Here is a 20,940-nt window from a genome sequence, read left to right on the forward strand (position 1 = left end):
CCGGGCGCCGGACCGGCAAACCCGGACCGGGCCCGGGAAGACGTTTCGCCGGGCCGGTGCCGGGTACCAGGGCGGAATGTCTGTGCAAGCTGTGGTGATGGACGAGTTCGGCGGCCCGGACGTCCTGGCGGTGCGGGAGATCGAACGCCCCGAAGCGGGACCGGGTGAAATCCTGGTCCGGGTGTTCGCGTCGGGGACGAACCCGGTGGAGGCGAAGATCCGGCAGGGGGTGGCGATCCCGGACCTCGAGCTGCCCGCGGTGCTGGGCGGCGACGTGTCGGGCGTCGTGGCGGCAGTCGGCCCCGGCGTGACTGACTTCGCCGAGGGCGACGAGGTGTTCTACACCCCGGAGATGGCGTCGCGCTTGGGCAGCTACACCGAGCTGAACGTCGTCGCGGCGGCCATCGCGGCGCCCAAACCGCGCGGGCTCAGCCACGTGGAGGCGGCGGCGATCCCGCTCGCCGGCGGGACCGCGTGGGAGGCGATCGTCCGCCGGCTGGCGGTCCGGCCCGGGGAGACGGTGCTGGTGCACGCCGGCGCCGGCGGGGTCGGCTCGTTCGCCGTGCAGTTCGCGATCGCCGCGGGCGCCCGGGTGCTGGCCACGGCGGGTCCGGACAACCAGGACCTGCTGCGCGACCTCGGCGCCGTCCCGATCGACTACCACGAGACCGACCCGGTCGAGGCGGTGTTCGAGCACACCGGCGGCCGGGGCGCCGACGCGGTGCTCGACCTCGTCGGCGGGGAGAACGTCGCGAAGAGCTCCGCGGCGGCCCGGGCGTTCGGCCGGATCGCGACGGTGCTGCCGCCGAAGGGCGAGCTGCGCGCCCTGTACCAGCGGAACCAGGAGCTGCACGGGATCCTGCTCACCCGGGAGCGCGGCCGCCTGGAGGAGCTGACCCCGCTCTTCGAACGCGGCCAGGCCCGCCCCGTCGTCGACCAGGTCCTGCCGCTCGACCAGGTGCGGCGAGCCCACGAACGGCTCGATTCCGGGCACGGGCGGGGAAAGACAGTTCTCGCGCTCACTTGAGCGGCGGGCCGCCGCGCCCGTTGCCGCGATTTCCCTTCCCCTGACCGAGACGGCGGCGATGCCTGGAGAAAGTGCCCTGAACCCGCGGAGCGAGGCAGTCGTCAGTTGTCCCGAAAAGGCTTCTGGCGCAGGAAGTTCGGGCAGGTCACGAGGCCTGTCGCCCCCTAGGATCCCCGCCGCCGGTGCGTGTGCGTCCGGCGGCTGAGTTAGCCTTGGCCGGCAAGGTGAACCGAGCTGTCCGGCGGACGGCAGAGGTGAGGTTGTGATCGTGGTGCCCGCGGAGAAGACGCTGTTTCCGGCGGGGTGTCCGTGATGGACACGGGGCAGGCGTTCCTGCATCCGGCGCTGTTCTACCGCGACGCCGGCGAGTTCGCGGCCGGGGTCGGCCGGTTCGTCCGCGACGGGCTGGCGGCGGGCGAGCCGGTCGCGGTCGCCGCGCCGCCGGAGCACGTGCGCCTGGTCCGGGCCGAACTGGGCGACGACGCCGGGCGGGTGCTGCTGGTCGACATGACCGAGGCGGGCCGCAATCCGGGCCGGATCATCCCGGGCGTGCTGCGCGCGTTCGCCGACGAGCACCCGGACCGGCACGTGCGGATCGTCGGGGAGCCGATCTGGGCCGGCCGGTCGGCGGCCGAGTACCCGGCGTGCGCCCAGCACGAGGCGTTGATCAACGTGGCGTTCGAGGACCGCTGGGCGACGATCCTGTGCCCGTACGACGCCGAAGCGCTGGGCCCGACGGAACTGGCCGACGCGCTCCGGACGCATCCGTGGCTGATCGACGGCGCGGGGGAGTGGCGAGCGAGCGCGGACTACGCACCCGACGCGGTGGTCGCCGACTACAACCGCGAACTGCCGCCCCCGCCTGACGCCCGGTCCTTTGTCGTCGCGGAACCGGACCTCGTCCACCTCCGTCAGGTGGCCGCCGAGGCGGCGCGGCGGCACGGTCTTGCCGAAGACCGGGTCGAGGACGTGGTGATGGCGGTGTCGGAGCTGGCGGTCAACAGCGTGGAGCACGGCAGCGGAGCCGCGGTGGTGCGGCTGGGTTCCGCCGACGGCGAGCTGGTCTGCCAGGTCTGGGACGAGGGTTGGCTGGCGGATCCGATGGCCGGCCGCGTCCCGGTTCTCCCGGATCAGGTCCGCGGCCGGGGGCTGCTCCTGGTGAACCATCTCGCGGATCTGGTGCGCATGCATTCGGACCCGGCCGGGTCGACGGTGGAGGCGCGGTTTGCCGCCGGGTGAAGGGCGCTGGGAAGCCGCGTCTTAGGCTGATGGCCGACAGAAAGCTATCCGTCTGGCAGGAGAGTGCGAGCGTGACCGCGGCAGCTGGCGACATCGAGAAGGCGGCCGGGGTGCTGCGCGACGGGGGCCTGGTGGCCTTCCCGACCGAGACGGTCTACGGCTTGGGCGCCGATGCCTCGGATCCGGCGGCGGTATCCCGCATCTTCCAGGCGAAGGGCCGCCCGCCCACGCATCCGCTGATCGTGCACGTCGCCGGTGCGGAGCACCTGGACGGCTGGGTCGAGAAGGTCCCCGAACCGGCGCGGCTGCTGGCCGAGCAGTTCTGGCCGGGCCCGCTCACCCTGGTGCTGCGGCGCGGCCCGCGGGCGTCCTTGGCGGCGACCGGCGGTCTGGAGACCGTCGGCGTGCGCGTCCCGGACCATCCGGTGGCGCTGGCGCTGCTGTCGGCGTTCGGCGGCGGCGCGGCGGCTCCGTCGGCCAACCGGTTCGGCTCGGTCAGCCCGACCACGGCGGACCACGTCCGCGCGGAACTGGGCGACGCCGTCGACTTCGTGCTGGACGGCGGCCCCTGCCAGGTCGGGGTGGAGTCCACCATCGTCGACGCCACCGGCGACACCCTCAGCGTGCTGCGGCCCGGCGGCGTGGCGCGGGAAGACCTCGAAGCCGTGCTCGGGTTTTCCCTCGAAGTGCCGTCCGCGAGCCCGATCCGGGTTCCCGGCCAGCATCCGTCGCATTACGCGCCGCGGGCGCGGGTGGTTCTCGTCGAACCGGACCAGGTCGTCGCCGAGGCGGAACGCGCCCAGGGGCTGGGGCACCAGGTGGGCGTCTTCCTGCCGCCTTCTCACGACGGCGCGCCGCCGGAGGTCCGCGCCGTCGTGGCGGTTCCGGCTTCGCCGGCCGAGTACGCCCGCGGCCTGTATGGCTTCCTGCGCGAGCTGGACCGGCAGGGGTGCGACCTGATCGTCGCGTCGCTCCCGGAGGAGAAGGGGCTGGGCCTCGCGATCGCGAACCGCCTTCGCCGCGCCGCGGGGCCTCGCCCCTGACCGCTTCCGCGCCGCGGGGAACCCTGAGGGAATCAGAGTCCCTCAGGGTTGCCCTCACGGACGGTCTTTGACGCTCTTGGCGGCGTCCTTGACTTTTTCCGCCGCCTGCTTGAGCGCGCCCTTGGCCCGCTCGGCTTTGCCCTCGGCCTGCCACTGCTCGTTCCCGGTGGCGTCGCCGACAGCTTCCTTGGCCTTGCCCTTGAGTTCCTCGGCCTTGTTTCCGGCGGTGTCGCTCATGTCGATGACCTCTTCTCGTCTCGGGGATTCCTCATCCCGCGGCGGAGCACGAAAAACGATCTTGGCGATGACTCCGGATTACCCGTCCGGAGCAGTGCGCAAACCGGCGGTCAGCGGCGAACCTTGGCGGCGGCGATGTACTGATTGGCTTCGGGGAGAAACGACAGGACGACGCCGAGCACGGCGAAGGCGGCGCCGACGTAGCTGACGACTGTGCCCTGTCCCGCCAGCAAGGAGACGACTTGGAGGGCGGTGAGCACGGTGAGCACGATCCTCGCCCAGTTGCGGCCCGCGCGGAGTTTGAACGCGAACAGCAAGTGCAGCAACGCGAACACGACAGCGATCACCGCTCCGACGACGATGCCGATCGTGACCGCCTGGTCGATCTGGGCCTCGGTGAGGCGGGTGGCGTTCTGCCCGTTCGCTCTTCGCATCGCGTCCGTCAACGTGTCTCGCGCGAAGAACAGGAACACGGCTCCGGCCAAGCCGACGACCGTGGCGGCGACGAACGACCAGAACGCGCCCGTGATCACCGCCGGGCGCGGCGGGGCCGCGGCGGGAGTTCCGTCGGAAGGGGAGGGGTAGGCAGGCATGTCAGTCATGAGAAAACGGTGGCACAGTGCGCGAAACCCCGCACGGCAAGAGAGAAACAGAGGCCGGAAAACCTGGCGGTGAACGAGATCGCGCACCTGTGCCGGATTTCCGGTTTGGGATTGCGCTCGCCGGGTATTCAGGGGAATTCCCGCGAAATCGCTGCGGAATTCGCGGGGCGCCCCGCGAATTGCTGATCCGTCTTCTCCGCGGCGAGTTTACGGTTCCGGCACTGTGGCTGGAGTGGACAGACGCACGCGCGGGTACCTCCTTCTTGGCTGGGGCGCCGAGGGGAGGTCAACCGTGAGTGTGGACGAATTCCGGCACAGTCGGTTGCCCGTGCGAGCTGCGTCGCCGGAGGGCGGGGCCGCCCGTTTGGATCTGGTGCTGGGCCGGGATTTCCCGGCGTTGCGACGGGTTCGCGACGAGGCGGTCGCGTTCGTGCGCCGCCACCGCCCGCATGCTGCCCCAGACGCGGTGGCCGACGCGAGACTGGTCCTCGACGAGATGGCCAGCAACGCGATGCGGCACGCCCGCCCGCCGTGCGAGCTGGCTCTGTCGCTGCGCGGAGACCGGCTCCTGATCGAAGTGTCCGACCCGCTCCCGGTTCTCGCTCGTTGCCGGGAAGGCTACGAAGGCGGGGGACGCGGGCTGGCCCTGATCGACGCGCTCGCCGCCCGCTGGGGCCAGACACCCGGGGCGGCCGGGAAGACTGTTTGGGCAGAGCTGCCCCTCTGAACCAGTCCCGGTCCGGTGCGCTGCCAGTGGGGAGGGGAACCCTGAGGGAATCAGAGGCCCGCAGGGTTCCCGTCACGGACAGCCTTACGATCGAGCCAAGTGCTCCGCCGCGGCCCGCAGGCTCACGTAGGAACCGCTGAAGGTGTCGATCCTCGGCCCCGGCCCGGTCTCCGGCCCGGGAACCCCGGTCTCGACCCGGATGTAGTCCACAGTGGACAGACCGGCCAGGAACTCCCGCACCGCCGGATGCCGGTGCGCTTCCCGGGTCACGATCACGACGCTCTCCGCCGAGGAGGCCTCGGCCAGAACCGTCGAGACGTCGTCGGGCGAGACCGAGAGGGTCCTGGTGCCCGGGACCAGCTCCGCCAGATGCGCACCCAGCCCCCACGGCATCGGCCCGGCCGCGATGCCCGGCTCGGTCTGCACGTCCACCACCAGCGACGGACCCGTCAGCCGGGGCGTGCCGGTAATCCGCAACGCGGCTCGCGCGGCGGACAGACCGAGCGAGTAGTCCACCGGCTGCACCGTTGCCGGAGCAGGGGAGGTGCCCAGCGAAGCGGTCCGGGCAGCGGCATCAGCCAGCCGCTCCAAGGAAAGCCGTCCCTCGGTCACGGCCGCGACAATCGCCTCCGCGGTCCGGTCGAGCGTCTCGGCATCGAACGCGGCCCCGCCGAGGCACAGCGCGTCGGCACCGCCCAGGAGGGCCCGGACGGAAGCCTCGCCGAGACCGTCGTGCCGTCCGTACGCCCCGGAGACCGCCCCCATCTCCAACGCGTCGGTGATGACCGCCCCGGTGAACCCCAGTTCGCCGCGCAGCACGTCGACGAGCGCGGTCCGGTTGAACGTCGCCGGTTCGTCGCCCCATTCCCGCACGACAAGGTGGCCGGACATGACCGTCCGGACGCCCGCGTCGATCGCGGCGGCGAACGGGACGAGTTCGACCTCCCGCAACTCGGCCGCGGTCCGCGGCAGCACCGGCAGCGAGAGATGCGAATCCTCGGTCGCCGCGCCGTGGCCGGGGAAGTGCTTGGCGCACGCGGCGACGCCGTACTTCTGCAGGCCGGTGACGAAGGCCGCGACGTGCGGCGAGGCTGCCGCCGGATCCGAGCCGAACGCGCGCACGCCGATGCCCGGATCCTCCGCCGCGAGCGTGAGATCCGCGCAGGGCGCGAGGTTGACCGTGACCCCGCACGCCGCCAGCCGCTCGCCGAGAGCCGCGGCGACGGACGCGGTCAGCTCCGGATCCCCGGCCGCGCCGAGGGCGAGCGGGCCGGGCACGAACGAGCCCTTGCCGACGTCGAGGCGGGTGACGTCGCCGCCTTCCTCGTCGATCCCGACGACCACGCCGTCCCGCTCGGACCGCAGCGCGGAGGTGAGCGCGGCGACCTGTTCGTCGTCGACCACGTTGCGCCCGAACAGGATCACGCCGCCGAGGCCTTCGGCGAGGCGGCGGCGCACCCAGTCCGGCGCGGTCGTCCCGGCGAATCCGGGCAGCAGCACGGCTTCGGCGAGCCGGCGGGTTTCGGACAGCTCAGCCACCGTCATCCCTTCACCGCGCCGGCGGTCATGCCGGACACGAGTTTCCGTTGCACGATCAGGAAGAAGATCACCGCCGGGATCGCGTAGACCACCGACGCGGCCATGACGCCGCCCCAGTCGATCGAGAACGCCGTCTTGAACGACGACAGCCAGACCGGCAGCGTCTGCTTGGATTGGTCGCGCATGAACACCAGGGCGAACAGGAATTCGTTCCACGCGGTGATGAAGCTGAACACCGACGTGGTCACCAGGCCCGGTCCGAGCAGCGGCAGCGTGACCCGGCGGAACGCGCCGACCCGGCTGCAGCCGTCGATCATCGCGGCCTCTTCGAGGTCGTACGGGATCCCGTTGACGAACCCGTAGAGCATCCACACGGTGAACGGCAGCGACGTCGCGAAGTACACCAGCAGCAGCGACGGCAGCGTGTTGAGCAGCCCGATGTCGCGCATCAGCAGGTACATCGGGATGAACAGCGCCGAGAGCGGGGCCAGCTGCGCGACCAGGATCAGCAGCAGGAACCCCTTGCGGCCGCGGAAACGGAAGCGGGCCAGCGGGATCGCCGCGAGCACGCCCACCACCAGCGCGGCCAGCACCGCGCCGAGCGTCACGATCAGGCTGTTGGTCAGGTACGTGACGAATCCGGGCTTGGTCAGCGCCGACGCGAAGTTCGACAGCGTCGCCGAGGTCGGGATCAGGTCGTACTTCGGCGACAGCACGTCGCCCGGCGTCTTCAGCGACGTCGTGAACATCCAGTACGTCGGGAAGAGGAACAGCAGCGCCACGAGCACGCCGGCGACCGACACCAGCACCCGGGCGGGCAGGGACTTCCTCATGCGATCTCCCCGTCCTTGGTCCGGACCAGCAGCTGCACGTACCGGCCGGTGACCAGCAGGAGCAGCACCAGCATGATGGTCGCGATGGCCGCGGCGGAGCCGAAGTGGCTGCCCGCGATGCCCTTGAGGTACTGCAGGATCGCCAGGTTCGTGCTCGCGCCGCCCGGGCCGCCCTGGCGGATGGCCCACACCTGGGCGAACATGTTGAAGTCCCACAGCATCGACAGGAACGTCACCATCGTCAGGATCGGCCGGATCGCCGGCCAGCTGACCGCGCGGAACGTCTGCCACGGCCCGGCCCCGTCGATGCCCGCCGCCTCGTACTGCTCGCGCGGCACCCCGATGAGGCCCGCGTAGAGCGTGAACGCGACGAACGGGACCGCCTGCCACAGCACCAGCAGCCCGATCACCACGAGCGTGCTCGTGCCCGTGGAGAACCACGAATACCCGATGAAGGAATGGAAACCCAGCCGGTCCAGCGTCTTGTTGAGGATGCCGTACTGCTGGTCGAAGATCCACTGGAACACCGTGGTGGTGGCGATGACCGGCACCGCCCACGCGAGCACCAGGGAAATCTGCACGAAGATCCGCAGCACGGGGTGGAGATGCCGCATCAGCACCGCGATCAGCAGCGCCACGAGCAGTGTCGCGGCGACGAGAGCGCCGGTGAAGAGGACCGTGCGGAGCGCGACTGCCCAGAACTCGGGGTCGGACAGCACGTCGGTGTAGTTCTTGAAGCCGATCCACACCATCTTGCCGGTCACCAGCTCGCGCAGGTCGAGCCGGCGGAGGCTGATGCCGAGCATCTGGACGGTGGGCCAGCCGAGCAGCACCAGCACGGCGGCGAGCGCGGGCAGGAGCAGCAGGTACGGCATGAGCCGTTCGCTGATCCAGCCGCCGCCCCGCCGGCGCGCCGCGCCGACGTGCGCCGGCGCCGGCGGGGTCGCCCCCGCCGGCACCGGCGTGTCCTTCGTCGCGGTCATCCGCCGATGATCTTGTCGAGGGCCGTGTTCGCGTCGGCCGCGGCCTGGTCCAGGGTCTTCTTCCCGGTCAGGTAAGCGGTCAGCATGTCCTTCAGCGGGTTCTGGCCGGATTCGACCTCGCCCCACTTCGGGCTGGCCGGCATCGCGCGGCCGTTCTTCGACGCCTTCGCCATCACCGAGCCCAGCGGGTCCTTGTCCAGGGCGCTGACGTCGGTGGAGGTGCCCGGCACGTAGCCGCTCGCGGCCAGCTGCGTCATGTACTTGGTGCTGGTCAGCAGCTTCAGGTAGTCCTTGGCGAGGTCCTGGTGCTTGCTGTTGAGCGGGACGACCAGGTTCGAGCCGCCGAGGAACACCGGGGCGGTCTGGCCGGCGGTCTTCGACGGGATCGGGAACGCGCCGGTCTTGGCGGTGATGCCCGGGTCGGTCTTGGCCGCGGTCGCCACCTCGTTCGGGGTGCCGATGAACATGGCGACCTTGCCCGCGCCGTAGATGCCCGCCTGCTGCGGCGTGGCCTCGTCGTTGTCCTTGGGCGCGGTGGTGCCGGAGGTGTCCACGAGCTTCTTGTAGAACTCGAGACCCGCCTTGGCTTCGGGGGTGGTGAGCGAGGACTTGAAGGACTTGCCCTCGGCCTTGGCGATGTCGCCGCCGTTGTCCCAGATGAACGACGACAGCGCGTACCAGTTCTGGCCCGGCATGTAGAGCGGCTGGAACTGCGGGTCGCTGCCGAACTTCGCCTTCAGCTTCGCGATGTCGTCGAGCCATTCGTCGTTCGAGGCGGGCGGCTTCGCGATGCCGGCCTGCTCGAACATGTCCTTGCGGTACATGACGACGCGGTTCGCGGCGTAGAACGGCACGCCGACGGTTTTGCCGTCGTACTGGCCGGACGCCTTGAGCCCGGCGAGCCACTGTCCTCCGTTGAGGTTGTTGACGTCGCCGGACAGGTCGGCCAGCACGCCCTGCGAGGCGAACGCCGGGGTCTGCGTGTTGCCGACCTCGATGACGTCCGGCGGGGTGTCGCTGGCCAGCGCGGTGGTCAGCTTCTGCTGGATGCCGTTCCACTGCTGGATCTGGTAGTCGACCTTGACGCCGGGATGGGCGGCCTCGAATTCCTTGTTCAGGGCGGAGGTCAGGCTGTCCGGCGCGGAGCCGGTCATCAGCCAGACTGTCAGTTTGCCGTCCTGCGCGCCCCCAGCGCTCGAGGCGTTCTCACTCCCGCCGGAGCCGGCACACCCGGCCGTGGCGAGCGTGATGGCGGCGGCTCCCGCCGCCAGCTTGAGCCAGCGCTTCACGTGTCTCGTCCTTTCGGTGCCCGGTCGTCGGCGACCGGGGCTGAATGACAAATGGTGTAGACCAATGTCCAGCAGAGTGGTCCGGACCACAGCCGGTGTCAAGCCGGTTGCCAAGATGTTGCGAAGACGGCCGCCGGGGTGACGCTGCGTATCCGCGCGGTTACCCGTGTCGCGGCGGAATGTGCTGGTAGAGCGCGGTTTCCGCAGTACGGGCAACGGTTTCCGGGGCGGGGGAGTTGTTCGTGAACGGCTCGCCGGGCCGGGCGCTGCGCGGTCACGTCTGCAAGCTCCGCGCGGACGACTTCCGGCCCTTGTGCGAGGACGCGGCAGCGGGCTCGCGACAGCTGTCGTCCGGCCCGGCGCGGCGCCGCGTTTCGGCCTCCAGGAGAGGTGATTACCCACTGCGACGAGTGCCGGACTGGCCGCCGACAGTGACCCGGGGTGGGTGAGTTTCATTCCGGCCGACGCTGGCCGTACCCCCGATGACCTCGGAAAACCTCTTGTGTACCACGTGTCACAGCACTCCCGGTGGTTTACAGGCGTCCCGCGTGTCACACACACTGGGGCTCGCCCAGGTGATCCGGTGCCGCTCTTGGGGAAGAGACGCGGACGGCCGGAGCGCTCCCAGGGCGGGAAAAGAAGAGGGAGTAGAGGATGACGGGCTCCGGGCGGATAGCGGCTCGGGCGGGTGCGGTCGTGGCGGCGGCAGCGGTGGCTGCCGCCGGAGCGCTGGGGCTGCTGCACGCGCCCCAGGCGGCTGCGGCACCTGCCGAGGTGCCGGGCATGGATGTGTCCGGGCACCAGGGCAATGTGGACTGGAAAGCGGCCTGGAACGCCGGTGCGCGCTTCGCGTACGTCAAGGCGACCGAGGGCACCGGGTACCAGAACCCGTATTTCGCGCAGCAGTACAACGGCTCTTACGACGTCGGGATGATCCGCGGCGCCTACCACTTCGCGCGTCCGGACGTGTCCGACGGCGCGACGCAGGCGGACTACTTCGTCGCGCACGGCGGCGGCTGGTCCGCGGACGGCCGCACGATGCCGCCGATGCTGGACATCGAATACAACCCCTACGGCTCGACCTGCTTCGGCCTGTCGCAGTCGGCGATGGTGTCGTGGGTCCGGTCGTTCTCCGAGCGGCTGCACGCGAAAACCTCGCGCTGGCCGATGCTCTACACCACCACCGACTGGTGGAAGACCTGCACCGGGAACTCGGGGGCGTTCGGCGACACGCATCCGCTGTTCATCGCCCGGTACGCGCAAAGCGCGGGTCCGCTGCCCTCGGGCTGGCGCTACTACACGGTCTGGCAGTACTCCGACTCCGGCAGCAAACCCGGCGACCAGGACTCGTTCAACGGCTCGATGGAGCAGCTGATCAAGTTCGCCGGCGGCGACGCTCCGAAGAGCGAGGCCCCGGCTCCGCCGAAGCCGACCACGTCGACGAAGCCGCCGACGTCGACCACGCCGACCACGAGCGCGCCGCCGACCTCGTCGGCCACGAAGACGCAGACTAAGACACCGACGAAGACGCCCACCAGTTCGGCCACGACTTCGCCGACGACGACCGCGAAGGCGAGCCCGACGACGTCCGGCAGCCCGACGTCCTCGGCGACGAAGCCGACCCCGTCCACCCCGTCCACCCCTTCCACGTCGTCGCCCGCGGCGAAGAAGGACATCAGCGGTCTCGTCTGGGCGGGCGGCAAGCAGGCGAACCCGCCGGGGTCGCTGTCGGACGCCAAGCACGCCGATTCGCTGACCGCCAACGTGCACGAGGTCGCGAAGGTGACGCCGAAGGCTTCGGCCCCGCAGGAGGTGACCACCAGCCAGCCGACGCAGACCTCCGCGCCCGATGCGAGCCAGCCGAAGCAGCAGGCGCTGGCGAAAACCGGCGTGAGCACCCCTCGGCTCGCCGTGTTCGGCGCGGCGCTGCTCGTGTTCGGGGCGATCCTGATGACGCTCTCCCGGATGGTGGCCCGGCGCTGATTCCGGCCGGGTCCGCGACTCCGCGCACGGAGCGCGGGCCCGGCCGTTAGGCTTCCCGGCGTGACCACGACTCGACCCGAATTGCGCGGTTTCCCCGGCGCGGTGCTCGTTGTCCGCTTCCTGACCGAACTGGCGCTGCTGGCCGGTCTCGCGGTCGCCGGCGCGCGACTCGGCGGGAGCGTGTTCCTCGACATTCTGGCCGCGGTCCTGTGGCCGGCGCTGGCGGGGGCGATCTGGTGGCTCGTGATCGCGCCGAAGGCCAAGCGGCGCAGTCCGGAACCGACCCGGTTTTTCCTGGAGGCGGGTCTGTTCGCGGTGGCCGCGCTCGGGTTGATCGCGTCCGGGCTGCTGGTCGCGGGGATCGTGCTCGGCGTGGCCGGGATCGCGGTCGCGGTGGCGGTGCGGATCTGGGCGAAGGACGGCTGAGCGGATTTCCCGAGCCGGGACCGGTCCCGGCCGTTGCTCAGTACGGTCCCCGCATGGACTTTCGCACTGCCGCCCGGACGGTGTTCGCGCCGGTCGCGCTGCTCGCCGCGCTGACCGCGTGCTCGGGCGGCCCCGCCCCGGCTCCCGCGCCCAAGCCGGCGCCACCCTCTTCGCCGGCCGCGCCGGTCGAGGAACAGGTGCCCGATCGCCCGCCGCACACACTCGTGCTGAACGCGACCGGGTCCGGTTCGCTGAAACAGGTCACCTACACCTTGGACGGCAGCGCCAAGGAAACCGGACAGGTGAAGATGCCGTGGCGGCAGTCGCTGACCGTGCCCGCCGACGGGAAACCGCGCCAGTGGACGCTGGAGATCACCTACTCCGGAGCGAGCGGCCACGTGGAGATGTATTCGGTCGTGGACGGCAAGGAATCCGTGCACACCGCGAGCGGCGGTTCCGGGAACGTCACCGGGTCGGCCTCGATCGGCGGCTCCGTCCAGGGTTGAGGGCTCAGGACGGGCCCGCGTCGTGGGTCCACCAGTCGATCATCGCGAACGGTTCGGTGCCGCGATGCGCGACCGCGAAGATCCTCGTCTGGTCGTCGGTCCACTTGAGATAGCGCTCGCCGCTCGACTCGAGAGTCGCGCAGGCGAGCCGTCCGGTGTGGCCGCCGCGGGAGTACGGGCGGTCGGCGGAGAAGCCGGACGGCTGGTCGGTGCAGGCCTTTTCCGTGGTCTGGGTGCTGTTGAAGACCTGGTTCATCGTGGCGGTGTCGGGCAATTGGTAGTAGACGACCAGTTCGGCGCCACTGGTGCGTCCGCAGGCGACGGCCGCGTCGGCCGGCGCCACGCCGACGTCCTGCCATCGCTGGTCCGCGGACGGGCGCACGCAGTTGACCCGGGACGCGGCGGGAATCCGTTGCAGCAGCGCGTTTTCCGCCGGATTCGGGAACGCGGGGGTGGCGTCGCCGTTGACCTGCGCGACGATTTGGGTCAGCGGCGCGAGGTGCCACTGCGACCACCATCCGCCGACGGTTGCCGGGACGGTGCCGGCGACGTGGCCGATGACGCGGAGGGATTCGAGGCTCCAGTCGATCGCGACGGTGCTTTCCGGGCCTGGATGGCAGAGCACCTGCCCGAGGTCGACGCTCAGCCAGTCGAAGCGGGTCGTGCTCAGGAAAGAACCCGGGCAAGGTCCGCCGCTCGGCGCCTTCGCGGCGGCGACCAGACTGCCGAAGCTCTTGCGCACTGCCGCGGCGTCGGCGAAACGGTAGTAGGAGACGTCGCGCGCGCCGGTGCCGCTCGGCGTGCAGGAGACCCCGGCGACGGCACCGGGGTAGCCGCTGAGGTCGCCTGGTGTCGCCCGGCGGCACTTGTTTCCGGCGGCGAGGTGAGTGAGGGCGACTTCGTCCGGGGTCGGGAAAGCCGGCGCGCCGGTCCAGCTGACCCAGGCCGCCCGCAACGCGGTGTCGTCGTTCGCCGAGGCTCGGGCGGTGGTGACCGCGTAGGCGGCGTCGTCCTTCCAGACCAGCACGGACAGGGAGGGCCCGGCCCAGCAGAAGACGCGGCCGAGGGCGGGTCCGGTTGCCGGGTAACGGTGTTCGGCTCCGGCGGCCGACGCGCAGTCTCCCTGCCCTGACGCCACCTTGACGCGGGACAGGGCGGCCGAGTAGGCGTCGTCGGCCTGTTTCTGGTCGGCGTACAGCGCGGTGGTGGCGGCGCGGCCGGACGGGTCGCGACAGGTGATGGTCGCGGTCGCGCCGGAGACAGGCGAGTCCGCGGTGGAGCAGTCCGCGCGGAGAGCGGCGGGCAGCCGGGCGAGAGCGGCGTCGTCGATTCCGGACGGGCTCGCGACGATCAGCCCGGCGAGGAGCAGTGCCGCACCGGCGGTCGCCGGGACTCCCGCGCGCATCACCCGGCGGCGGCGCCGGTCCCGGCGTGCGGCGGCGATCAGATCCTCGACCAGCGCGGTGCACGTCGGATGCCGGGCGGCCGGATCGGTGCTGAGCGACCGGCGGAGGGCGGCGCCGGGCTGGCCGAGGTCGGTGTGGTGGCCCGGGGGAGCGCCGGCCAGGCATTCGCAGAGCACGCAGGCGAGCGAGTACACGTCGGCGGCCGGTCCGGCGGGTTTGCCCTGGCGTTGCTCGGGAGCGGCGTAGCCGACCGTGCCGAGGAACGCCCCGGTCTCGGTGAGCTGCGTGAGGTCGAGCTGGCGGGCGATGCCGAAGTCGCACAGGTACGCGCGGCCGCCGGCGCCGAGCAGAATGTTGCCCGGCTTGACGTCCCGGTGCACGAGCCGGCGTTCGTGCGCGGCGTCGAGGGCGGCGGCGATCCCGCGTCCGATCTCGGCAGTCTCCTGGAAGGACAGCGGGCCTCGCTCGGCGAGAACGCTGCCGAGGTTCGCGCCCCGGACGTACTCCATCGCGAGGTAGCCGAGACAGCCGTCGCCGGTGAACCCGGCGTCCAGCACGGGGACCACGTTCGGATGCACCAGGTCGCGGGCGATCCGCGTTTCGCGCTCGAACCGGGTGCGGAATCCGGGCACCGCCATGAACTCCGGGCCGACGACCTTGAGCGCGACCGCGCGGTCGTCCTCGAAGGTGTCGGCGGCCTCGAACACCTCGCTCATCCGGGTGCGCGCGAGCTGGCGGACGAGCCGGTACCGGGGCAGCCGGCCGGTGATGTCCGGCCGGTCGAGGGTCGGTGCCTCGGTCTCGTCCACGCGCCCCTCCCCAGGTGTGCCGGAAAGCCTACCGAGGGCCGCCGCCGCTCCTGCTTGCGCGCGCCGCGCCGGTGGATGAGACTCCCGCTATGCCGAGCCCGTTCAGCGCCGAAACGGCGGAAGCGATCCAGCACGCCCGCCAGCATTCCGTCGGGGATCTCCTGCGGCGCACCGCGTTGCGCCTGCCGGACAAGCTCGCGATCGTCTCCGGCGAGCGCCGGGCGACGTACCGCGAGTTCGACGCGGCGGTCAACCGGTGCGCGCACCGGCTCGCCGAGCGCGGCCTCGCGAAGGGCGACCGGCTCGCGCTGCTCAGCCGCAACTGCTGGGAATACGCGGTGCTCGTGTTCGCCACGGCGAAGCTGGGCGTGGTGCTGGTGCCGGTGAACTTCATGCTCGGCGCGGAGGAAGTCGCGTACATCCTCGGCCACGCCGGAGTGTCCGGGCTGATCGCCGAGGACGCGCTGCTCGACACCGCGGCGGAGGCGGTGAAGCGCTCCGGCCGCGCCGATGTCGTGCGCGGGCGGATCGGCGGCAGCGGCGGCGAATGGGAGAGCGTCGCGGACTGGATCGACCAGCCCGGCGACGAAACCGCCCCGGCCGTGGCCGTGGCAGACGACGATCCGCTGCGGCTGATGTACACCTCCGGCACCGAATCGCGGCCGAAGGGCGTGCTGCTGTCGAGCCGGTCGCTGATTGCGCAGTACGTCTCGTGCGCGATCGACGGGAGCATGACCGGCGACGACATCGAGGTGCATTCGCTGCCGCTCTACCACTGCGCGCAGCTGGACTGTTTCCTGTCTGTGGACGTCTATCTCGGTGCTACCAGCGTGATCCTGCCCGGTCCGGACCCGGCGGCGCTGCTGGCCGCGGTGGAACGCGAACGCGCGACGAAGCTGTTCGCGCCGCCGACGGTGTGGATCTCGCTGCTGCGCCACCCGGCGTTCGACACGACGGACCTGTCCAGCCTGCGGAAGGGCTACTACGGCGCGTCGCCGATGCCCGTCGAAGTGCTGCGCGAACTCGCGCGCCGGCTGCCGGACGTCCAGCTGTGGAACTTCTACGGCCAGACCGAAATGGCCCCGCTCGCCACGATCCTGCGCCCGCACGAACAGCTGGCGAAGGCGGGTTCGGCGGGCCGGGCGTCGATCAACGTCGAGACCCGGATCGTGGACGAGGACGGCCGCGAACTGCCGCCCGGCGAGGTCGGCGAGATCGTGCACCGCAGCCCGCACGCGACGCTCGGCTACTACGAGGACGAGGAGAAAACCGCCGCGGCCTTCGCGGGCGGCTGGTTCCACTCGGGCGACCTCGGCGTGCTCGACGAAGAGGGCTATCTGTCGGTGGTGGACCGGAAGAAGGACATGATCAAGACCGGCGGCGAGAACGTCGCGAGCCGCGAGGTCGAGGAAGCCCTGTACCTGCTCGACGGGATCGCCGAGGTCGCGGTGTTCGGCGTCGCGCACCCGCACTGGATCGAGGCGGTCACCGCCGCGGTCGTGCCGCGCGAGGGTGTGACGCTCACCGAGGACGAGGTCCTCGCGCACGCCCGGAAGCATCTCGCCGGGTACAAATGCCCGAAGTACGTGGTGTTCGTGGACGCGTTGCCGAAGAACCCGAGCGGGAAGATCGTCAAGCGCGCGCTGCGGGAGGGGCACGCGGACCTGGCGAAGTCCTGACCTCCTCAGGAGTGTCTTTGCCGGTTCTCACCGGCATGGCCGCTCGCGAGGTCAGGTGCGCAGGTACCGCCGGGCGACCGCGGCGTTGTACCGGTCGAGGAATCCGGCGAAGGCGCGGAGCTCGTCCGTCGTCCAGTCGTCCAGCAGGTCGCCGACCGACGACCGGCGTCGGGCGCGGGTCAGATGCATGAGTTCCCGGCCTCGGCCGGTCGGGGTGATCACGCAGCGGCGGCGGTCGTCGCTGGCCTGGCTGCGCTCGACGAGGTCCTTGCCGAGCAGCGCCGACACCTGGCGTCCGGCGGTGGACGGGTCGAGGCCCAGCGCGCCGGCGAGCGTGCCGATGTCGGCCGAGCCCAGCTCGTCCAGGGTGCGCAGGATCAGGTACTCCGCCTGGTCCAGTTCGGCGTAGACGTCCGTGCGGCGGCGCAGCAGCTCGAAGTTGCGCACCAGCACCGCGGTGGCGCGTTCCAGCACGTCGAGCGCCTCGCTGGTCTGCTCCATGGCCAGGTCCTCCGATGAGCCGAAGAAGCGTCGCGGGAATACCGGTATCATACCGATGATTGGCGGAGACGGACCGGAAGGCGGGTTGATGCTGTCCAGGAGCACGGAGATCCGGGACCGCGTCGTCTCGTCGGATCCGGGGCTGAGCAGGCTGCGCTCGGCGCTCGGCGCGACCGTCTCGATGGCCACCGCGCTGGGCGTCGAATACCTGCTGGCCCATCTCACCGGCGCGGACGCGAAGGGCGCGCTGGTCGGCATGCTGCTCGGCGCGGTGGTCGCGATGATGGGATCGATGGCCCTCGGCGACGCGGGCGCGTGGGCGAAGGTCAAGACCGCGGTGTTCTTCCCGGTCGCGTTCGCCGCCGGGATGGCTCCGGGCGCGGCGGTCGGCGCGCATCCGGATCTGATGCTCGTCGTCTTCGTCGTGGTGATGTTCCTGGCGGTGTTCGTCCGCCGCTTCGGGCCGGTGTTCTTCTTCTACGGCTTCATGGCCTGGATGGGCTACTTCTTCGCGTCCTTCCTGCACGCGACGATGGCGGCCCTGCCCGCGCTGCTGCTGGCCGTCACGGTCGCGTCCGCGTGGGTGCTGCTCCTTTCGCTGACCTTGCTGCGCACCAATCCGAAACGCACCCTCGGCCAGGTGGTCCGCTCGTTCGACGCGCGCGGCCGGTCGCTCGCGCGCGCCTGCGCCGACCTGCTGGGCAACCGGGACCCGCGGCAGGAGACCCGGCTGCGCCGGCGAGTCCAGGCGAAGCAGGCGAGGATCGCCGAAGCGGCGCTGATGATCGAAGCCTGGTCAGCGCAACCGGGGGCGGTCCCGGCCGGGTTCTCCGCGGCGGCGCTCCGCCGGGCGATGGTCGACGCGCATCACCTGCTGGACCAGCTGGCCACCGCCGCGTGCGCGCTCGTCGACAGCGGGTCCGGGCTCGCCGTGCCTGCCGCCGAGGTCGCGGACCGGCTGGCGCGGCATGACGACCGGGGTGCGGCCGAGGTCGCGTATCGGCTGGCCGCGCTGGCTGAGCGCGCGGGCGGCACGGCGGGCGGCTGGTGGCCCGCGCGGCACTTCGCCGCGGCCGCGCTGGAAATCGCGCCGGTGCTGGAGCGCGCGCGGAAGCCGGGCGCGGTCGGCGCGGAACCGGTCGACGACTTCGAACCCGCGGTGGGGCTGGTGTTCGGCGCGCTGCCGGGTTCGGCCGCCGCCGCGGGCGAGGTCCCGGCGCGGCAGGCGCGCTGGAATCCGTTGTCCCGCTTGGACTTCGTCTCCCGGCAAGCGGTGCAGGGCGCGATCGCGGGCACGCTCGCGATCCTCGCCGGCAAACAGCTGTCGGACGCTCGCTACTACTGGGCGGTGCTGGCCGCGTTCATCATGTTCACCGGCACCGCCACCCGCACCGAAACGTTCCTCAAGGGCTTCAACCGGGTGCTCGGCACGCTGGTCGGGCTGGCCGCGTCGATCGGGCTGGCCGAGCTGACGGCGGGCAACACCGCCGCGGTGCTCGGGGTGATCTGCGGGAGCATGTTCCTCGGCTTCTACCTGATCCGGCTCTCGTACGCGTACATGATCTTCTTCATCACGATCATGGTCGGCCAGCTCTACAGCGTGCTGCACGAGTTCTCGCCCGGCCTGCTCCTGCTGCGGCTGGAAGAGACCGCGATCGGCGCGGCGGTCGGGCTGGTGGTGGCGATGCTCGTCACGCCACTGTCCACTCGCGACACTGTGCGCACGGTGCGGAACAACCTGCTCGACTCCCTGCGCGAACTGCTGACGGCGGCCGCAGCGCGGCTGGAGCGGCAGCACTCCGATCCGCCGCCGGACTTCGACGCGCTCGCCCGGACGCTGGACCACCGGCTTTACCAGCTCGCGCTGGTCGCCCGCCCGCTCACGCGCCCGGTGCTGGGCGGCACCACCTCGCCGCGGCTGCGGCACCGGTTGTCGCTCTACGCCGCGCTGACGACGCATGGCCGCGCGCTCGCGGTCGCGATGCGGATGCCGCCGGGTTCGTGCGCCCGGCACCCGGACGGCCCGGCCGCGGCGTGCGCCGCGCTGGCCGAGGCGGTCGAGGAACTCTCCCTGGCGCCGCCGGGCACCGGCCGGACGGCCGCCGAGGGACCGCTGGCCCGCGCGGACCTCGCGTTGTTCGCCTACACCCCGGCCGCGCCCGGCGACCGGGCGAACGACCCGGCGCTGCGCGCGTTGAGCCACCTGTACCACGTGCTGTGCGATCTCGCGGCGACCGGACCGGCGGGTCCGCGCCGGTTGCCCGCCCTTCCCGCACCGACGGTGCCGAGGCTGTATCGGCAGGTCCGCGCGGGCATCCCGGGCGAGCGCTCGGCCGGATAGGGCGGCTCTCAGGCGAGCGCGGCCCCGTAGGCGGCGAGCACGGGCGGCAGCGGCTGGAAGAAGCTGACCCGGTTGTTCCCGCCGGACAGGACGCCGTATCCGACCCCGGCATAGAACAACGGGCCGCCGCTGTCGCCCGCCCCGACCGGGATGTCGGTGGCGATCGTCCCGACGACCTGCTTGCCGTCGCCGAAGTTCACGGTCTGGTTGAGGCCGAGGACCTTCCCGCACGTCTTCTTCGTGGTCATGCCGCTCTTGCACACCAGCTGTCCCACCTGCGGGGTGCCCGCGCGCAGGATCCGCTGGGTGCTGCCGTCGTAGAGGTCGACCCGGCTGTGCCCGGAGCCGGACGAGTCTTCGACGCGGCCGTAATCGGTGACCGGGAAGTGGGAGTCCACGTTGCGGCCGATGTCTTTCCAGTCGAGCCCGTGCTCCGTGCAGTGCCCGGCGGTGAGGACGTACCGCACGTTCTTGACGAGGATCGCGAACCCGGCGGAACAGTAGTACGGCTCGCGGCCGGGCCCCGGAGAGACGGTGTACATCGCGTCGCCGCCGCTCACCGCCCCACTCGCCGCGGAGGGCGTCGCGGAAGCCAGCAAGGCGACAACCGCGGAAATCAGCACCCCGACCAGTTTTCGGCGCGAGCAGCGAGACGTCGGCAGATCCTTCCGTCCACAGGAGACTCGATACGTGCGGCCAGTCCAGCGCCGGGCAGCCGGCGGGACAAACCGAGTCAGCCGACTGTTCCGGGAGTGCGTCCGAACGGGTGACCGCAACGGTGGCCGGACCGGAGGTCGAACGGCGTGTTGAGCCGGGCCATCGGGCCGTCGGCGACCTGCGCAAACGTCGGTCGATGGCGTGGACGTCGCGCGAGCTTCGGCCCGGCGTTCGCCCTCAATCCGCGCGCGACGACCGGCGCGAGCAACGGCCGCGGGTGCTGATCGCGGACGAGCCGACGAGCGCGCTGGACGTCTCGGTGCAGGCTTCGGTGCTGGACCTGCTGGCGGACCCGCAGCGGGAACTGGCGTTCGCGTGCCTGTCCATCGGCCGCGACTTGGCCGTGATGGAGCGGGTTGCGGACCGGGCCGTCGTGCTGCACTACGGGGCGGGGTGGTCGAGGAGGGCCCGATGGCGGATCCAGCGCGGCACCGAGAACGCCGTGAGGCTCGCGCTGTCCGGCTGACCGATGAGTTTTCGTGCCGTCCGGAGTCGGTACCGGAAACCGAATCGGAGGTGCACCACATGGGAAAGCTGCTGTATTCCGCCGCGATGTCGCTGGACGGGTTCATCGCCGGACCCGGCGGGGACATGGGCTGGCTCGCGCCCTACACCGGGGAGGCTTCGGCGGACGAGCTGGCCGCGGAGGTCGGGGCGCTGCTGGTCGGCCGCCGGACCTTCTCCGGCGATGACCCGTATCGCGGCACTGAAGGCGAGGGCAAGGCTTTCGGCGGCGGATGGGACGGGCCGCAGGTGGTGCTGACCCGGCGGCCCGCACCGGCGGCAGTTCCTGGGGTGACGTTCTGTTCCTCGCTGGAGGAAGGCGTCGCGGCCGCTCGCGCGGCGGCGGGGGAGAAGACGGTCAACGTGCTGGGCGCTTCGGTGGGGCGGGTTTGCGTGGAGGCCGGATTGCTGGACGAGGTGGAGGTGCTGGTGATGCCGGTGCTGCTGGGCGGCGGAGTGCGGTTGTTCGAGCGGCCAGGCCCGCCCGTGCGGCTGGAGCTGGTGGCGCAGCAGGGGACGAGCCTTCGGTATCGCGTGCTGCGCTGACTG

20 protein-coding genes are annotated in these 20,940 nt (G+C 71.3%); 11 read left to right on the forward strand and 9 right to left on the reverse strand.

What is annotated here, in order from left to right:
• Positions 1-76 precede the first annotated feature (76 nt).
• The 3 genes from H5411_RS01265 (at position 77) to H5411_RS01275 (ending at position 3,309) form a co-directional block, all read left to right on the forward strand.
• Entirely contained in the window at positions 77-1,027 is a 951-nt protein-coding gene (locus H5411_RS01265; protein WP_220816321.1) for a zinc-binding dehydrogenase, read from the forward strand.
• Between the two features lie 312 nt (positions 1,028-1,339).
• Complete coding sequence (locus H5411_RS01270) at positions 1,340-2,266, forward strand: sensor histidine kinase (protein WP_101440238.1); 927 nt, start codon at positions 1,340-1,342, stop codon at positions 2,264-2,266.
• A 71-nt stretch (positions 2,267-2,337) separates the two neighbouring features.
• The gene (locus H5411_RS01275) at positions 2,338-3,309 is read left to right on the forward strand and encodes an L-threonylcarbamoyladenylate synthase (protein ID WP_244194883.1); all 972 of its coding nucleotides are present in this window, start codon (positions 2,338-2,340) and stop codon (positions 3,307-3,309) included.
• 54 nt (positions 3,310-3,363) lie between these two features.
• On the opposite strand, the gene H5411_RS01280 is transcribed toward H5411_RS01275, so the two are convergent.
• The gene (locus H5411_RS01280) at positions 3,364-3,546 is read right to left on the reverse strand and encodes a CsbD family protein (RefSeq protein WP_101440236.1); all 183 of its coding nucleotides are present in this window, start codon (positions 3,544-3,546) and stop codon (positions 3,364-3,366) included.
• A gap of 110 nt (positions 3,547-3,656) precedes the next feature.
• Entirely contained in the window at positions 3,657-4,148 is a 492-nt protein-coding gene (locus H5411_RS01285) for a hypothetical protein (protein ID WP_167442089.1), read from the reverse strand.
• A gap of 292 nt (positions 4,149-4,440) precedes the next feature.
• Here H5411_RS01285 and H5411_RS01290 point away from each other — a divergent pair, with 292 nt between their 5' ends.
• Positions 4,441-4,875, forward strand: a complete 435-nt coding sequence (locus tag H5411_RS01290; RefSeq protein ID WP_183122700.1) for an ATP-binding protein — start codon at positions 4,441-4,443, stop codon at positions 4,873-4,875.
• Positions 4,876-4,959: 84 nt separating this feature from the next.
• Here the strand turns inward: H5411_RS01290 and H5411_RS01295 are convergent, their stop codons facing one another.
• From H5411_RS01295 to H5411_RS01310, 4 genes are read right to left on the reverse strand one after another with little or no spacing between them, the layout of a single operon-like run.
• A complete protein-coding gene (locus H5411_RS01295) occupies positions 4,960-6,420 on the reverse strand; it encodes a glycoside hydrolase family 3 protein (RefSeq protein ID WP_183122701.1) in 1,461 nt (486 codons plus the stop codon).
• On the reverse strand, positions 6,417-7,247 hold the full coding sequence (locus H5411_RS01300; RefSeq protein ID WP_183122702.1) for a carbohydrate ABC transporter permease: 831 nt from the start codon (positions 7,245-7,247) through the stop codon (positions 6,417-6,419). Before H5411_RS01300 ends, H5411_RS01295 begins: the two co-directional genes overlap by 4 nt.
• Entirely contained in the window at positions 7,244-8,230 is a 987-nt protein-coding gene (locus H5411_RS01305; protein ID WP_183122703.1) for a carbohydrate ABC transporter permease, read from the reverse strand. The genes H5411_RS01300 and H5411_RS01305 overlap by 4 nt, the downstream gene beginning before the upstream one ends.
• Positions 8,227-9,519, reverse strand: coding sequence for a sugar ABC transporter substrate-binding protein (locus H5411_RS01310; protein ID WP_183122704.1), 1,293 nt, complete (start codon positions 9,517-9,519; stop codon positions 8,227-8,229). The genes H5411_RS01305 and H5411_RS01310 overlap by 4 nt, the downstream gene beginning before the upstream one ends.
• A gap of 654 nt (positions 9,520-10,173) precedes the next feature.
• Between H5411_RS01310 and H5411_RS48800 the strand changes: the two genes are divergently transcribed.
• From H5411_RS48800 to H5411_RS01325, 3 genes are read left to right on the forward strand one after another with little or no spacing between them, the layout of a single operon-like run.
• A complete protein-coding gene (locus H5411_RS48800) occupies positions 10,174-11,502 on the forward strand; it encodes a lysozyme (RefSeq protein WP_183122705.1) in 1,329 nt (442 codons plus the stop codon).
• Between the two features lie 60 nt (positions 11,503-11,562).
• Positions 11,563-11,928 carry a YrdB family protein gene (locus H5411_RS01320; RefSeq protein ID WP_183122706.1) on the forward strand — a complete coding sequence of 122 codons (366 nt, stop codon included), beginning with the start codon at positions 11,563-11,565 and terminating at the stop codon, positions 11,926-11,928.
• A 53-nt stretch (positions 11,929-11,981) separates the two neighbouring features.
• Positions 11,982-12,434, forward strand: coding sequence for a hypothetical protein (locus tag H5411_RS01325; RefSeq protein ID WP_183122707.1), 453 nt, complete (start codon positions 11,982-11,984; stop codon positions 12,432-12,434).
• 4 nt (positions 12,435-12,438) lie between these two features.
• Here the strand turns inward: H5411_RS01325 and H5411_RS01330 are convergent, their stop codons facing one another.
• The gene (locus H5411_RS01330; protein ID WP_183122708.1) at positions 12,439-14,649 is read right to left on the reverse strand and encodes a serine/threonine-protein kinase; all 2,211 of its coding nucleotides are present in this window, start codon (positions 14,647-14,649) and stop codon (positions 12,439-12,441) included.
• An 89-nt stretch (positions 14,650-14,738) separates the two neighbouring features.
• Here H5411_RS01330 and H5411_RS01335 point away from each other — a divergent pair, with 89 nt between their 5' ends.
• On the forward strand, positions 14,739-16,328 hold the full coding sequence (locus tag H5411_RS01335) for an acyl-CoA synthetase (protein ID WP_101440226.1): 1,590 nt from the start codon (positions 14,739-14,741) through the stop codon (positions 16,326-16,328).
• Positions 16,329-16,379: 51 nt separating this feature from the next.
• Here H5411_RS01335 and H5411_RS01340 read toward each other — a convergent pair whose 3' ends face one another.
• On the reverse strand, positions 16,380-16,829 hold the full coding sequence (locus tag H5411_RS01340; RefSeq protein WP_101440225.1) for a MarR family winged helix-turn-helix transcriptional regulator: 450 nt from the start codon (positions 16,827-16,829) through the stop codon (positions 16,380-16,382).
• Positions 16,830-16,917: 88 nt separating this feature from the next.
• Here H5411_RS01340 and H5411_RS01345 point away from each other — a divergent pair, with 88 nt between their 5' ends.
• Positions 16,918-19,170 carry an FUSC family protein gene (locus H5411_RS01345; protein WP_158242579.1) on the forward strand — a complete coding sequence of 751 codons (2,253 nt, stop codon included), beginning with the start codon at positions 16,918-16,920 and terminating at the stop codon, positions 19,168-19,170.
• Between the two features lie 8 nt (positions 19,171-19,178).
• On the opposite strand, the gene H5411_RS01350 is transcribed toward H5411_RS01345, so the two are convergent.
• Positions 19,179-19,793: a S1 family peptidase gene (locus H5411_RS01350; protein ID WP_244194882.1), complete on the reverse strand. Its 615-nt coding sequence runs from the start codon at positions 19,791-19,793 to the stop codon at positions 19,179-19,181.
• A 143-nt stretch (positions 19,794-19,936) separates the two neighbouring features.
• Here H5411_RS01350 and H5411_RS49210 point away from each other — a divergent pair, with 143 nt between their 5' ends.
• Complete coding sequence (locus H5411_RS49210; protein WP_376772073.1) at positions 19,937-20,353, forward strand: hypothetical protein; 417 nt, start codon at positions 19,937-19,939, stop codon at positions 20,351-20,353.
• Between the two features lie 59 nt (positions 20,354-20,412).
• Complete coding sequence (locus tag H5411_RS01360; protein WP_101441354.1) at positions 20,413-20,937, forward strand: dihydrofolate reductase family protein; 525 nt, start codon at positions 20,413-20,415, stop codon at positions 20,935-20,937.
• Positions 20,938-20,940: the final 3 nt, after the last annotated feature.

This window comes from Amycolatopsis echigonensis, from assembly GCF_014174495.1.
Taxonomy (GTDB): domain Bacteria; phylum Actinomycetota; class Actinomycetes; order Mycobacteriales; family Pseudonocardiaceae; genus Amycolatopsis; species Amycolatopsis echigonensis.

Excerpts from the sequence above, each read along its gene's own strand:
- H5411_RS01265 (WP_220816321.1), top strand. The coding sequence starts at position 77 with ATGTCTGTGCAAGCTGTGGTGATGGACGAGTTCGGCGGCCCGGACGTC.
- H5411_RS01270 (WP_101440238.1), top strand. The coding sequence starts at position 1,340 with ATGGACACGGGGCAGGCGTTCCTGCATCCGGCGCTGTTCTACCGCGAC.
- H5411_RS01280 (WP_101440236.1), bottom strand. The coding sequence starts at position 3,546 with ATGAGCGACACCGCCGGAAACAAGGCCGAGGAACTCAAGGGCAAGGCC.
- H5411_RS01285 (WP_167442089.1), bottom strand. The coding sequence starts at position 4,148 with ATGACTGACATGCCTGCCTACCCCTCCCCTTCCGACGGAACTCCCGCC.
- H5411_RS01295 (WP_183122701.1), bottom strand. The coding sequence starts at position 6,420 with ATGACGGTGGCTGAGCTGTCCGAAACCCGCCGGCTCGCCGAAGCCGTG.
- H5411_RS01300 (WP_183122702.1), bottom strand. The coding sequence starts at position 7,247 with ATGAGGAAGTCCCTGCCCGCCCGGGTGCTGGTGTCGGTCGCCGGCGTG.
- H5411_RS01305 (WP_183122703.1), bottom strand. The coding sequence starts at position 8,230 with ATGACCGCGACGAAGGACACGCCGGTGCCGGCGGGGGCGACCCCGCCG.
- H5411_RS48800 (WP_183122705.1), top strand. The coding sequence starts at position 10,174 with ATGACGGGCTCCGGGCGGATAGCGGCTCGGGCGGGTGCGGTCGTGGCG.
- H5411_RS01325 (WP_183122707.1), top strand. The coding sequence starts at position 11,982 with ATGGACTTTCGCACTGCCGCCCGGACGGTGTTCGCGCCGGTCGCGCTG.
- H5411_RS01335 (WP_101440226.1), top strand. The coding sequence starts at position 14,739 with ATGCCGAGCCCGTTCAGCGCCGAAACGGCGGAAGCGATCCAGCACGCC.
- H5411_RS01340 (WP_101440225.1), bottom strand. The coding sequence starts at position 16,829 with ATGGAGCAGACCAGCGAGGCGCTCGACGTGCTGGAACGCGCCACCGCG.
- H5411_RS01345 (WP_158242579.1), top strand. The coding sequence starts at position 16,918 with ATGCTGTCCAGGAGCACGGAGATCCGGGACCGCGTCGTCTCGTCGGAT.
- H5411_RS01360 (WP_101441354.1), top strand. The coding sequence starts at position 20,413 with ATGGGAAAGCTGCTGTATTCCGCCGCGATGTCGCTGGACGGGTTCATC.